The organism is Roseateles microcysteis (assembly GCF_036880965.1).
Lineage (GTDB): Bacteria > Pseudomonadota > Gammaproteobacteria > Burkholderiales > Burkholderiaceae_C > JAUASW01.
Map to the genome: position 1 here is coordinate 83,750 of NZ_JBAJMV010000001.1, position 11,903 is coordinate 95,652.

The following is an 11,903-nucleotide window of genomic DNA, read 5'->3' on the forward strand; positions in this document are numbered from 1 at the left end:
AGAATCTATAGATTCATTCTGTCAGCCGCCTCTTGCCCAAAGCCTGATGACCAAGCCATTCAAGCCCAGCCTCCTGACCCTTTGCGCCGCCGCCGTGCTGGCCATTTCTTCGCTTTCCGCTGAGGCGGCCAAGCCCACAAAGAAGCCGGCCGCCAAGACGGCTGCCAAGGCCGCCGCTGCAGCACCGGCCGCCAGTGCGGCCAAGCTGCCAAGCAGCGCCGACATCCTGGCCGCAGCCGGCCCGGGCGACTGGCGCGATGTCTCGCCCGAGCAGTCGCTCCTGATGGAGCTGGCTTCGGGCCCCGTAGTGATCGAACTGGCTGCCGATTTCGCGCCCAAGCATGCCGCCAATATCGCGGCTCTGGTGCGTGCTGGTTATTTCGACAACCTGGCCATCATCCGCGTGCAGGACAACTACGTCACCCAATGGGGCGATGCCGAGGAAGATGAAAGCAAGGTCAAGGCGAAGCCGGCAAACCTGGTCAAGGCTCCCGTGGAATTCGATCGCGCCTTGAAGGGCCTGGCCTTCAACAAGCTGCCCGAACACGATGGCTGGGCGCCGCAGGCGGGCTTCGTCAATGGCTGGCCGGTGGCGGCCGACCCCAAGACCGGCCGCGCCTGGCTGACCCATTGCTACAGCATGGTCGGCGCTGCACGTGGCAACGAGCCCGACTCCAGCGACGGCAGCGGCCTCTACACGGTGATCGGCCACGCGCCGCGTGCGCTGGACCTCAACATCACCAACGTCGGCCGCGTCGTCATGGGCATGGAGCGTCTCTCGGCGCTGCCGCGCGGCACCGGCACGCTGGGCTTCTACGTCAAGCCCGAAGAGCGAACCACCATCCAGCGCGTGCGCATGCTGACTGACGTGCCCGAGGCCGAGCGCCCCAAGCTGCAGATCCTGCGCACCGACACCGACACCTTCCGCCGCTGGCTCGATTCGCGGCGTTTCCGCGGCGGCTGGTTCGTGCACAGCCCTGATCGTGTGGATTTGTGCAGCGCCTTGCCACCCACCCGACGCCTGCCCTGACAAACAAGTCGCTCCGGCCTCCGATCTGAGCAGTCCCCCACAAGCAGTACGGATCACACACATGCTGGAACGCCATCTGCAAGCGCTTGAAGCCAAGCTGCCGGAACTGTGCCGGCAACTGCTCGAGGCCACCGAGCAGCGATTGCGGGAAGGCGTGCAACGCCACGCCGACGACACGGCACAGGCGGCACTGAAGAGCTGGCGCAGCCAGCAGTACGCGATCGAGCCGGGCCTGCTCGACGGACTGCGCAGCGCACTGCGGCCGACGCCGGCACCGGTGCTGAAAGAGCGGCCGGTGCTGCAGGACATCGACGAGCTGACCCTGGTCGATGAAGACCAGGCCGATCAGGCCATCGAGATCTCGCGCATCATTCAGCAGATCGAGGCCCGGGCCGAATGGGAGTTGCGCGAGTTGACCCAGCTGACCAGCAAGCTGCCAGGCGAAGGCGCGCTGCAGCCGGCCGCCTTTGCGCGCGCACTCAGCGAAGCCACGGCCGGCCTGGCCGACAAGCCGGCCCGCGCGCTTTGCATTTCCGCCGCGGCCTCGGCGCTGGCCGAGCAGATGCGCGAGCTGGCGCAGCAGGCCACCCAGCGCCTGCGCGGCTGGGGCCTGGAGCCGGCGGGCTTTGCCGCCATCCTGCCCGAGGAGCGGGTGGTCGAGGACATCGATGTCAGCCGCCACGGCGCCCTGCTCGATCTGCGCGATCGCGTGCATGCCGCCGACCCCGAGCACCAGCACGACAGCGCGCATGAGCAGACGGCCGAAATGCTCAGCCAGCTGTTCAAGCAGATCATGGCCGACCCCGACCTGGAGCCCCAGGTCAAGGAGACGATCTGCCGACTGCAGGCCAGCATCTTCCGGCTCGCGGTCGACGAGCCCGAACTGCTGGGTTCGGAGCAGCACCCGACCTGGGCGCTGATCAACCAGATCGCCGCCCATGCTGGCGACCATCCGCTGGCCAGCGATCCGCGGGGCGGCCAATTCCTTGCCTTCGTCGAGCAGTTGGTCGAGCGCCTGAGCGCACCCGAAGAGGCCAGCGTGGCCGCGTTCAGTCGCGCCTTGAACGATGTGCGCGGCTTCATCGACCACGAGCAGGAAGAAGAGCTGCAGGCCTCGGTCTTCGCGCGGCTGGCGCTCACCAAGAAGGAGCGGCATGACGAACTGTTGCCGCTCTTGCGCCAGCAGGTGCTGGAGCAGGCGCAGGCCTCGCACCACCTGAGCCCCTTGCTGTTCGAGTTCCTGCTCGGCCCCTGGAGCGAGGCGCTGACCGAATCGGTGCTGGAACATGGCGAGGAGTCGGAGCTCACGCTGGCGCTGACGACCTGCATCGAGTCCTTGCTGGCTTCGCTTGAGCCCACCCGCAACGACGCCGAGCGCTCCGCGCTGCGACAGCGCCTGCCCCAGCTGATCGCGCAGCTGCAGCGCGGCATGGACCTGATCAAGCTGCCGCAGGCCGACCGCGATGCGGTGCTCGACGAACTGATGCAGATCCATCGTGAACGCACCCGGATGGCGGCGCCCGCAGCGGCTCCTGCAGCCGCGCCTGCTCGTGAGCCAGTGCCGATTGCACCAGCGCAAGCTGAAGCACGGCCACCGGCGCCTGCCAAGCCGGCGCTGAAGCCGGTGGACGAGCTCAGCGAAGACCAGCTGCTGCATGAATTGCTGCCGCCCGAAACCGATGCCGACCAATGGGGCAACCAGGAAACCAGCATCGCCGCCCTGCCCACGGTCCACATGGGGCTGGACGACGACACCGGCCCGCTGGTCGCCGCAGCGCGCTGGACCGAGCAGTTGCAGCCGGGCACCCGCTGCAAGCTTTTCCTGCAAGGCCAATGGGTCAGCGCCAACCTGCTCTGGCGCAGCGACAACGGCAGCTTCTTCATGTTCACCAGCCAGCTCGCCGGTGGTCAGCATTCGATGACGCGCCGGGCGCTGGAACGGCTGCGCGCGGAGGGCCTGGCCACCGACGTGACCGGCGCCAGCCTCATGCAGCGGGCAGTGACAGGCATGCTGCACAAGATGGCAAGGTGACTTGGGATGGGCCGGCTTGGGAGCGGCCCGGCGCTCGGCCCGGAAGGCCCGCTGCCCGCATCTAAAATCGCGGAATGTCCGCCGCCCTGCCCATCCTCAATATCTCCTCCTACAAATTCGTCGGCCTGAATGACTGCGCCGCCCTGCGCGAGACGCTGTACCAGCGCGCGCTCGCCCTCGGCCTCAAGGGCACGGTGCTGCTGGCCGAGGAAGGCATCAACCTCTTCCTGGCAGGCACGGCCGAAGCCGTGCGCGGCTGGGTGGCGCAATTGAAGGCCGACCAGCGCTTCGCCGATCTCGATCCCAAGGAGAGCTGGAGCGAGGCCGTGCCGTTCAAGAAGCTGCTGGTCAAGGTCAAGCGCGAGATCATCCGCATGGACATGCCCACCGTGCGCCCCGACCAGGCCGCGCGCCCGCCAGCCGTGACGCCCGAGACGCTCTCGCGCTGGCTGGACCAAGGCGTGGACGATGCCGGCCGGCCCGTGGTGATGCTGGACACGCGCAACGACTTCGAGGTCGACTACGGCACTTTCGACAATGCCATCGACTGGCGCATCAAGAAGTTCACCGAGTTCCCCGGCGCCTTGGCCGATCACCTGGACGAGCTGCGCGGCAAGACCGTCGTGAGCTTCTGCACCGGCGGCATCCGCTGCGAGAAGGCCGCCATCGTGCTTGAGCAGCAAGCGCTGGACGGCCCCGTCTACCAGCTCGAAGGCGGCATCCTCAGGTACTTCGAGCTGGCCGGCGGCAAGCACTATCACGGCAGCTGTTTCGTGTTCGACCAGCGCGAGGCCCTGGACGCCGGCCTGCACACGCCGGCCGACCTGCAGCGCCCGGCCAGCGAGGCCCACAGAGGATGAAGAGGGGATGAATATCCTCCAGGGCGTGCTGCTCCGTGCCCTCGGCCTGCTGCTGCTGGCCCTGTGCATGCTGGCAGCGGCCTTCTACGCACCGGAGCGCTCGCTCCAGAGCCTGATCGCCAACTGGGCGCCCGCGCCATCGGACTTCATCGAGCTGCAGCGGCCCGCCGGCCCTCAGCTGATCCATCTGCGCGACCAGGGCCCGCGCGAGGACCCCATGCCCATCGTGCTGATCCATGGCACCTCGGCCAGCCTCCATGCCTGGGAAGGCTGGGTGGCCGGCCTGGCCGCCACGCGCCGCGTGATCAGCTTCGACCTGCCGGGCTTCGGCCTGACCGGCCCCAGCATCGACGGCGACTACAGCGACGAGGCCTATGTCCGCACCATCGTTGCCCTGCTCGACCACCTGCAGCTGGACAAGGTGGTGATGGGCGGCAATTCACTGGGCGGCCAGCTGGCCTGGGAAACGGCGCTCTTGCATCCGCAACGGGTGGCTGCGCTGGTGCTGGTGGATGCCGGCGGCCTGGCTTTCAGGTCCGAATCGGTGCCAGCAGGCTTTCGCGTGGCACGCCTGCCCGGCGTGCGGCACCTGGCGCGCAATCTGTTGCCGCGCCGCCTGGTCGAGAGCAGCGTGCGCAATGTCTACGGCGACCCGAGCCTGGTCACACCCGCTCTGGTCGACCGCTATTTCGAGCTGACGCTGCGCGAAGGCAACCGCGAGGCGCTGGCTCGCCGCATCGATCAGTTGAAGCCCGGCTTCTACGCGGATCGCCTGCGCGAGCTGACCCAGCCAACGCTGATTCTCTGGGGCGGCAAGGACCGCCTGATTCCGCCCGACAACGCGGCTGTCTTCCAGCGCAGCATTGCGGGCAGCCAGCTGGTGATGTTTCCGGCGCTGGGCCACGTGCCCCATGAGGAAGCGCCCGCAGCCACGCTGAAACCGGTGCAGGAGTTCCTGAACCGCCTGCCGCACTGAATGCCGCAAGCGGCGACCCGCTGTGTGGTATCAGCCGCCGCCAGGTCTGAGCAGCCCCAGTGCGCGGCACTGGACCTGCAGCTCATCCACCGAAGACCAGGGCAGGATGGGTGAGTTCTGCCGCTCATCCGGCGGGTTTTGCAAAAGCCCATCCGACCAGCCGCCGCAGCCCACCAGCGGCAGGAGCGGCCGCCTGTGCAGCCAGGCCAGGCAAACCTCGGAGATCGTGCCGGCGCGGCCGCCGATGACGATGCAGGCGTCGCCCGCCAGCGCCATCAGGAGGTTGCGCGCATCGCCCATGCCGCAGGGGATGACGGTGGTGGCCGGCCAATCGGCAGCCGGCATCTCGTCGGCGGGAATGATGCTCAGTACCAGGCCGCCCGCCGCATGGGCACGCTCGGCAGCCACGCGCGTGGCCGGGCTGCCGCAGCCGCTGACCACCGTGATGCCCAACTGGGCGAGCCGCTCGCCGGCAGCGCCGGCCAGTTCATAGGCCGTCGAGCCCGGCTCGGCGCTGCCGAGCACACAGACTTGCGGCCGGCGGATGCGGGATCTCTCGTTCAATGCCAGCACTCCTCATTCCAAGGGTTAGCCAGAAACCAGGCCTTCCGGCCACGCGCCTCGAAGCGGTTATATTGCGCCGCCATCGTGACGGTGGCCGAGGGAGTCTGGATTGAACAACAAGACAAGCAAGAACGGCAGTAGCAAAAGCAAGTCCCGCCTGCGCCGCTGGCGCGGCCGGATCATCGTGGGCTTGCTGGTGCTGGCCGGCGTCGGCTACTGGGCCTGGAAGAAGCGCCCGGTGGAGCTGCCGCCGCCACCGACCGGCGCCGTTGAACTGGGCGACGTGACCCAGGTCGTGCAGGCTGCCGGCGTGCTGCAGGCACAGAGCAAGGTCGACGTGGGCGCCCAGGTCAGCGGCCAGATCCGCAAGATCCATGTCCAGCTGGGCCAGAACATGAAGAAGGGCGAGCTGCTGGTCAGCCTCGACCCCGAGCTCGCCCGCAGCGACGTGGCGCAGGCCGAAGCCACGCTGGACCAGCAACGCGCACAGTTGGAGAGCAACAAGATCGGCCTGGCCATGGCCAGGCGTGAAGCCGAACGCCAGCACCGGCTGCTGGCCGGCAATGCCTCGACGCCGATCGAGGTCGAGCAGGCAGACAACAACCTGATCCGCCTCGAAGCCGACCTGCGCGGCCAGACCGCCAACCTCGCCCGCCTGCAGGCCGACCTGGAGAAGAAGAAGCTGTCGCTCGGCTATGCCAGCATCAGCGCGCCCATGGACGGCATGGTCGTGAACCTGCCGATCCAGGAAGGCCAGACCGTCATCGCGGTGCAGACCACGCCGGTCATGATGACGCTGGCGCAGCTGGACCAGATGACGGTGCGCACCCGCGTGCCGGAGGCCGACATCCAGCTGGTGCAGCCTGGCCAGACCGCCCGCTTCACGACGCTGGCCGGCGATGCCCAGCGCTATGAAGGCAAGGTCCGCGTGGTGCAGCCGATTCCGGAGCGGGTCGGCAATGCCGTCTTCTACAACGTCTTGTTCGAGGTGGACAACAAGGCCCGCAAGCTGTTCTCCGACATGACCGTGCAGGTCGAGATCGTGACGGGCTCGGCCAGGCAGGTGCCCACGCTGCAGATCGCGGCGCTGGGCGAACGCGACGCCGAAGGCCGCTACTCGGTCCAGGTGGTCGATGCAGCGGGCAAGAACGCCAAGCCGCGCAAGATCAAGCTGGGCCTGCAGGACGGCAGCAAGGCCGAGGTCCGCGAGGGCCTCAAAGTTGGCGAAAAGCTGCTGTTGGCGCCGGCCAGCGGTGCCGGTGCTTCCGGCAGTGCCGGGGCCGTGGTCGTCTACAGCGACTGAGCGGGCACCGTGAGCGCCCTGATCGAGCTGGACCAGGTCCAGCGCCACTACAGCATTGGTGACATCGATGTGCCAGCCCTGGACGGCCTGTCGCTGTCCATCGAGGCCGGCGAGTTCGTGGCCATCGTCGGCGCCTCGGGATCGGGCAAGAGCACGCTGATGAACCTGCTGGGCTGCCTGGACCAGCCCACGGCCGGCCATTTCAGGCTGGACGGCATCGATGTCGGCGAGCTGGAGCCCGACGAGCTGGCGCGGCTCCGGCGCGAGCATTTCGGCTTTGTCTTCCAGCGCTACCACCTGCTGCCCCACCTGGATGCGGTGGGCAATGTGAGCCTGCCGGCCGTCTATGCCGGCGCGCCGCTGGCCAGCCGGCACGCGCGTGCCGAGGCCTTGCTGGAGCGGCTTGGTCTGGCTGATCGCAGCCACCACCGGCCCAATGAACTCTCGGGCGGCCAGCAGCAGCGCGTGTCCATCGCACGCTCGCTGATGAATGGCGGCCAGATCATCCTCGCGGACGAGCCCACCGGCGCACTCGATTCACACAGCGGCGCCGAGCTGCTGGCCCTGCTCTCCGAGCTGCATGGCCGTGGCCACACCATCATCCTGGTGACGCACGATCCCAAGGTGGCGACGCACGCCCGCCGCGTGATCGAGATGCAGGACGGCAAGCTGCTCAGCGACAGTGGCACGCCGGCCGGCCACCAGCCCAGCGCCAAGCCCGATGCAGAAGGACCCAGCCTCGGCAGCAGCGGCTGGCTGCGCCAGAAGCTGGGCCAATGGAGCGAGGCCCTGAACACCGCCTGGCTTTCGCTGAAAGGCAACCGCCTGCGCAGTGCGCTGAGCATGCTGGGCATCTGCATCGGAATCGCCTCGGTCGTCACCATCGTGGCGCTGTCGGCAGCGGCGCGCGAGAAGGTCGAGTCCAGCTTGCGCGGCTTCATGTCGGGCCGCATCCCGGTCTATCAGGGCAATGACAAGCTGCCGCCGGGCGTGCAGCCGCGCCCGTTCCGCCAGTCGGAGCTGGACACCCTGGCCACCCTGCCCGGCGTGAAGAGCATCGCGGTCAAGCGCGAATCGCAGGTCAGCCTGCGGCACAAGTCCAAGGACGTGCGCGGCAATGCCATCGCCGCTGAAGCCGGTGACCTGGCCGACCGCCGGCTCAAGCTGGTCGAGGGCCGCGCGCTCAACGCGCTCGACATCGAGACCATGGCACCCGTGGTGCTGATCGACATGGCCACGCGCAAGAACCTGTTCAAGCCCGGCCAGCGGGTGCTCGGCGCCACGGTGATGATCGAAAGCATGGCCAGCATGTCGGCCGGCCGCGGCATGAGCGATCCCAACAAGCCGCTCGGCGTGGCACCACTGCCGATGACCGTGGTCGGCGTCGTGGACAAGACCAATGGCAGCGAGTTCGGCGGCTGGGGCAACAAGATCCTGATGCCACGCAGCACCTACACCCGCAAGCTGGACAGCAGCACCGACGTGCCCTCCTTCGATGTGCTGCTGGACAACACGCTGCCGCCGGCCGACGTCAGTGCGCAGGTCAAGCACCGCCTGCGGGCCCTGCATGGCCAGGAGGACTTCGGCATCTCCAATCTCGATGCCGAGTTCCGCGAGTTCCAGTCGGTCACCGGCGCGATCTCGCTGGTGTTCGCAGGCATCGGCGCCATCGCCCTGCTGGTGGGCGGTGTAGGCGTGATGAACATCATGCTGGTCTCGGTGTCGGAGCGCACCCGCGAGATCGGCATCCGCATGGCGGTGGGTGCACGCCAGTCCGATGTGCGCCTGCAGTTCCTGATCGAGGCCGTGCTGCTGTGCTGCATTGGCGGCCTTGCCGGCCTGGCCTTGAGCTGGCTCGGCGCCCAGGCGATCAACGCAGCGCAGAAGCAGCTGGTGGTCACGGTGTCCTGGCAGGCGCTGGGCCTGGCCTTCGGCATCTCCAGCCTGGTGGGTCTGGTGTTCGGCACCCTGCCGGCCCGCCGCGCCGCCGCCCTCAGCCCCGTGGACGCGCTGGCACGCGAATAAAAGAAATGACGAGCTTCCTCATCAAGCCTTCTTCACTCGCCCTCGCCGCTCTGTGCCTCTTGGCAGGCTGCAGCAACCTGTCGATCAAGCCGGGTCCAGCGCCTCAAGACAACGAGCCCTTGCCAACGCAATGGAGCAGCATGCCGGCCCATGCGGCGCCGATGGCCGTCGTCAAGGACGCGCAACTGGCGGCGCTGCAAGAACGCGCCCTGGCCAGCAATCGCGACCAGCGGCTGACGGCGATGCGGCTGCGCGATGCGCTCGCCCAGGCCCAGGTCGATGCTCAGCGGCTCTCGGTCCAGGCCAGTATCAGCGCCTCGCGCAGCGAGAGCCGACAGCTTGGTGGCGCGGGCCTGGCCGATGGTCTGGCGCGCAGCCATGGCTTCAGCGCCATGGCCGGCTACGAGCTCGACCTCTGGGGCCGCCTGGCCATGACGGATCGCCTGCGCGAGCAGCAGCTGGAGGCGATGCAGGCCGATCAGCGGGCGGCGCGCGCCCTGCTGCTCGCGCAGATCGCCTCGCGCCATTGGCAGCTCGGCAGCCTGGCTTCGCAGAAGCCTTTGCAGGACCAGATCCTGGCCCAGGCCGAGGAGGCGCTCGCCATCACGCGGCTGCGAGTCAAGGAGGGCAAGCTGCTGCCCATCGAGGTGGACCGCGCGGCGGCCACCGTGCAGTCGGCCCGGCTGCGCCGCTCCGACCTGGACCACGAGCTGACGCAGCAGCATCAGCAACTGGCCTTGCTGCTGGACCAGATGCCCGTTGGCGTGGCCGAGCAGGCCCATGCGGGTCCGCCGCTGGCTGCGCCTGCGCCACTCGCACTGGGCACGCCGGCCGAGGTGCTGGAGCAGCGAGTCGACGTGCGCAGGGCCCGGCTGGCGGTCGATGCCGCCCTCGTCCGTCTGCGCCTCAGCGAGACCACGCGCTACCCCTCACTGCAGCTGAGCGGCGGCATCTCGAGTGGCAGCGCTGACTGGCGGCGCTGGCTGGACCAGCCCCTGGCATCGCTGGCCGCCAGCCTGGTCGTCCCCCTCGTGGACTGGCCGCGCCTGGACCTGCAGCGCCAGCTGGCCCGCAGCGAGCTCGATCAGGCCGCCCTCGCCCTGCGCGACACGGTGCACAAGGCCCTGGTCGAGATCGAAGGCCGGCTGATAGAAACCCGCCGCACCGAGGAGCAGGAAGCCGCCGTGCGCCAGCGCCTTGACGAAGCCCGGCAGGCCGAACAGATCGCCGCGCTGAAGCTGGAGCTGGGCCTGATCAACCGCCTGGACTGGCTGCAGGCGCGCAACGCGCGCCTCTCGAGCGAGCAGGAACTGCAACAGCTGCGGCTGCGGCAGTGGCAATTGCATGCCGAACTCTGCGCGAGCCTCGGGATGGAGCTGCGCGCACAGTAGGGCGCTCCATCGATCCGTTGTCTCGCATGACCCGTATAAGGGTCATTCTCCCTGCCTGAGCCCAACACCATGCCCACCGTCCTCATCACCGGGGCGACCGGATTCATCGGCCGCCAACTGCTGGCGGAATTGCGCGCCGAGGGCCGCCCGGTGATTGCCTTGTCCCGCAACGCCAGGCGGGCGCACGCCCTGCTGGGCCCTGGCGTGCGGGTGGTTGAAAACCTGGATGCTATTGCTTCCGAGACCCGCATTGATGCCGTGATCCATCTGGCGGGCGCGCGCGTGCTCGGACAGCCCTGGACGGCCGCACGCCGGCGCGAGCTGATGCTCAGCCGCACCGGTACCACGGCCCGATTGCTGGCTCTGATGCAGCGCCTGCAGCAGCTGCCTCGGGTGCTCGTCAGCGCCTCGGCGGTCGGCTTCTACGGCGCCTCACCTGAGGCCTCGTTCGAACCGCGCGACGAGGCAAGCCCGCCCCGACCCGGCGAGTTCCAGTCCGACCTGTGCGCCGCCATCGAGCAGGAAGCGCAGCGTGCAGAAGCGCTGGGCGTGCGGGTGGTGCGGATGCGCTTTGGCGTGGTGCTCGGGACTGGGGACGGTGCCTATCCAATGTTGGCGAGGGCAGCGCGCTTCGGGCTGGGCGCCGTGCTGGGTGATGGCCGCCAGGCGGCGCCCTGGCTGCATGTGGACGACGCGGTCGGTCTGGTCCGCTTTGCCATGGACCGCAACGACATCCAGGGCGCCTTCAATGCCGTCGCGCCAGACGGGGCGACGCAGGCTCGGTTCGTACATGCCCTGGCTGCCTCCTTCGGCCGTCGGGCGCGCCTGCGTGTTCCGGCCGCGCCGATGCGCCTGCCAATGGGCGAGATGGCCAGTCTGCTTTTCGATGGGCAGAACGCCGTACCGCGTGCGGCGCTGGCGGCGGGCTACCAATTCCGCCATCCGAAGCTGGATGCTGCCCTGATGGATCTGGCAGTCCGCGCCGCCAAGGCCTAGCCGCCCGACTCGTCCTTCAACACCGCCAGCACATCCGAGCGGAACTCACGCGAGTAGAGGATGCTGATCACCGCCAGCGTGCCGGCCATGAAGGCCCAGGGCGAGAAGAACCAGCTGACCGCGGCGAAGGCGAAGTAGTAGGCGCGCAGGCCGTCGTTGAAGGTTTCGGCGGCCATGCCCATCAGGCGGCCGGCACGGTCGGCAAAGGCTTCGCGCGCTGCATCGCCCTGTTCTGCAAAGCGTTCGAAGTCGGGCGCCGCCGCCACCAGCAATGCGCCGAAGGTGTACTGGCGCATGCTCCAGGTGAAGCGGAAGAATGCGTAGACGAAGATGGCGGCCAGCAACGCCAGCTTGAGGTCGAACACCAGGGCCGAGGTGCGCGCCGCAAACGGCAGCTCGCGCACCAGCTCCGTGGCCTTCTCGCTCGCGCCCATGGCGGCCAGCAAGCCACCGATGATGAGGATGGTGGTCGAGGCGAAGAAGGACGGGCTGGTCGACAGGTTCTGCACCACCACGCCGTCGATCACACGCACCTCGCGGTAGGTGACCTGCAGCATCCAGCGTCGACGCTCGCGGTTCGTCGCCACCAGCAGCGAGCCCTTGGACACCGACCAGCGTTTGGCCAGCGTGGCATAGCCGATCCAGCCACCAAAGAACAGCAGCAGGGCCCCCCAGTCGGTGGCGGGCAGGGAGGTGAAGAGGGTGCGCAGGCTGTCCATGCCCGCC

At 68.4% G+C, this 11,903-nt stretch carries 10 protein-coding genes; 8 read left to right on the top strand and 2 right to left on the bottom strand.

Going from position 1 to position 11,903, the window contains the following annotated elements; all coding sequences use genetic code 11:
• Window positions 1–46 precede the first annotated feature (46 nt).
• The 4 genes from V3596_RS00375 to V3596_RS00390 all read left to right on the top strand — a co-directional run bounded on the left by V3596_RS00375 (window position 47) and on the right by V3596_RS00390 (window position 4,898).
• Window positions 47–1,030 (top strand): peptidylprolyl isomerase, encoded by a 984-nt coding sequence (locus V3596_RS00375; protein ID WP_334275598.1) that lies wholly within the window; start codon window positions 47–49, stop codon window positions 1,028–1,030.
• 61 nt (window positions 1,031–1,091) lie between these two features.
• Complete coding sequence (locus V3596_RS00380) at window positions 1,092–3,062, top strand: DUF1631 family protein (protein WP_334275599.1); 1,971 nt, start codon at window positions 1,092–1,094, stop codon at window positions 3,060–3,062.
• Between the two features lie 74 nt (window positions 3,063–3,136).
• Window positions 3,137–3,922, top strand: coding sequence for a sulfurtransferase (locus V3596_RS00385; protein ID WP_334275600.1), 786 nt, complete (start codon window positions 3,137–3,139; stop codon window positions 3,920–3,922).
• Between the two features lie 7 nt (window positions 3,923–3,929).
• Window positions 3,930–4,898, top strand: a complete 969-nt coding sequence (locus V3596_RS00390) for an alpha/beta fold hydrolase (protein ID WP_334275601.1) — start codon at window positions 3,930–3,932, stop codon at window positions 4,896–4,898.
• Between the two features lie 30 nt (window positions 4,899–4,928).
• On the opposite strand, the gene V3596_RS00395 is transcribed toward V3596_RS00390, so the two are convergent.
• Window positions 4,929–5,462, bottom strand: a complete 534-nt coding sequence (locus V3596_RS00395; protein WP_334275602.1) for an SLOG cluster 4 domain-containing protein — start codon at window positions 5,460–5,462, stop codon at window positions 4,929–4,931.
• A 109-nt stretch (window positions 5,463–5,571) separates the two neighbouring features.
• Here V3596_RS00395 and V3596_RS00400 point away from each other — a divergent pair, with 109 nt between their 5' ends.
• The 4 genes from V3596_RS00400 (at window position 5,572) to V3596_RS00415 (ending at window position 11,177) form a co-directional block, all read left to right on the top strand.
• On the top strand, window positions 5,572–6,765 hold the full coding sequence (locus V3596_RS00400) for an efflux RND transporter periplasmic adaptor subunit (RefSeq protein ID WP_334275603.1): 1,194 nt from the start codon (window positions 5,572–5,574) through the stop codon (window positions 6,763–6,765).
• A gap of 9 nt (window positions 6,766–6,774) precedes the next feature.
• Window positions 6,775–8,790, top strand: coding sequence for an ATP-binding cassette domain-containing protein (locus V3596_RS00405; protein WP_334275604.1), 2,016 nt, complete (start codon window positions 6,775–6,777; stop codon window positions 8,788–8,790).
• Window positions 8,791–8,795: 5 nt separating this feature from the next.
• The gene (locus tag V3596_RS00410) at window positions 8,796–10,181 is read left to right on the top strand and encodes a TolC family protein (RefSeq protein WP_334275605.1); all 1,386 of its coding nucleotides are present in this window, start codon (window positions 8,796–8,798) and stop codon (window positions 10,179–10,181) included.
• A 69-nt stretch (window positions 10,182–10,250) separates the two neighbouring features.
• Window positions 10,251–11,177 carry a TIGR01777 family oxidoreductase gene (locus tag V3596_RS00415; protein ID WP_334275606.1) on the top strand — a complete coding sequence of 309 codons (927 nt, stop codon included), beginning with the start codon at window positions 10,251–10,253 and terminating at the stop codon, window positions 11,175–11,177.
• On the opposite strand, the gene V3596_RS00420 is transcribed toward V3596_RS00415, so the two are convergent.
• Complete coding sequence (locus V3596_RS00420; RefSeq protein WP_334275607.1) at window positions 11,174–11,896, bottom strand: DUF599 domain-containing protein; 723 nt, start codon at window positions 11,894–11,896, stop codon at window positions 11,174–11,176. The two genes, V3596_RS00415 and V3596_RS00420, sit on opposite strands and share 4 nt — an antisense overlap.
• Window positions 11,897–11,903: the final 7 nt, after the last annotated feature.

Bases quoted from the DNA above. Each gene is read 5' to 3' on its own strand.
- V3596_RS00380 (WP_334275599.1), top strand. From the start codon at position 1,092: ATGCTGGAACGCCATCTGCAAGCGCTTGAAGCCAAGCTGCCGGAACTG.
- V3596_RS00415 (WP_334275606.1), top strand. From the start codon at position 10,251: ATGCCCACCGTCCTCATCACCGGGGCGACCGGATTCATCGGCCGCCAA.
- V3596_RS00375 (WP_334275598.1), top strand. From the start codon at position 47: ATGACCAAGCCATTCAAGCCCAGCCTCCTGACCCTTTGCGCCGCCGCC.
- V3596_RS00420 (WP_334275607.1), bottom strand. From the start codon at position 11,896: ATGGACAGCCTGCGCACCCTCTTCACCTCCCTGCCCGCCACCGACTGG.
- V3596_RS00410 (WP_334275605.1), top strand. From the start codon at position 8,796: ATGACGAGCTTCCTCATCAAGCCTTCTTCACTCGCCCTCGCCGCTCTG.
- V3596_RS00390 (WP_334275601.1), top strand. From the start codon at position 3,930: ATGAATATCCTCCAGGGCGTGCTGCTCCGTGCCCTCGGCCTGCTGCTG.
- V3596_RS00385 (WP_334275600.1), top strand. From the start codon at position 3,137: ATGTCCGCCGCCCTGCCCATCCTCAATATCTCCTCCTACAAATTCGTC.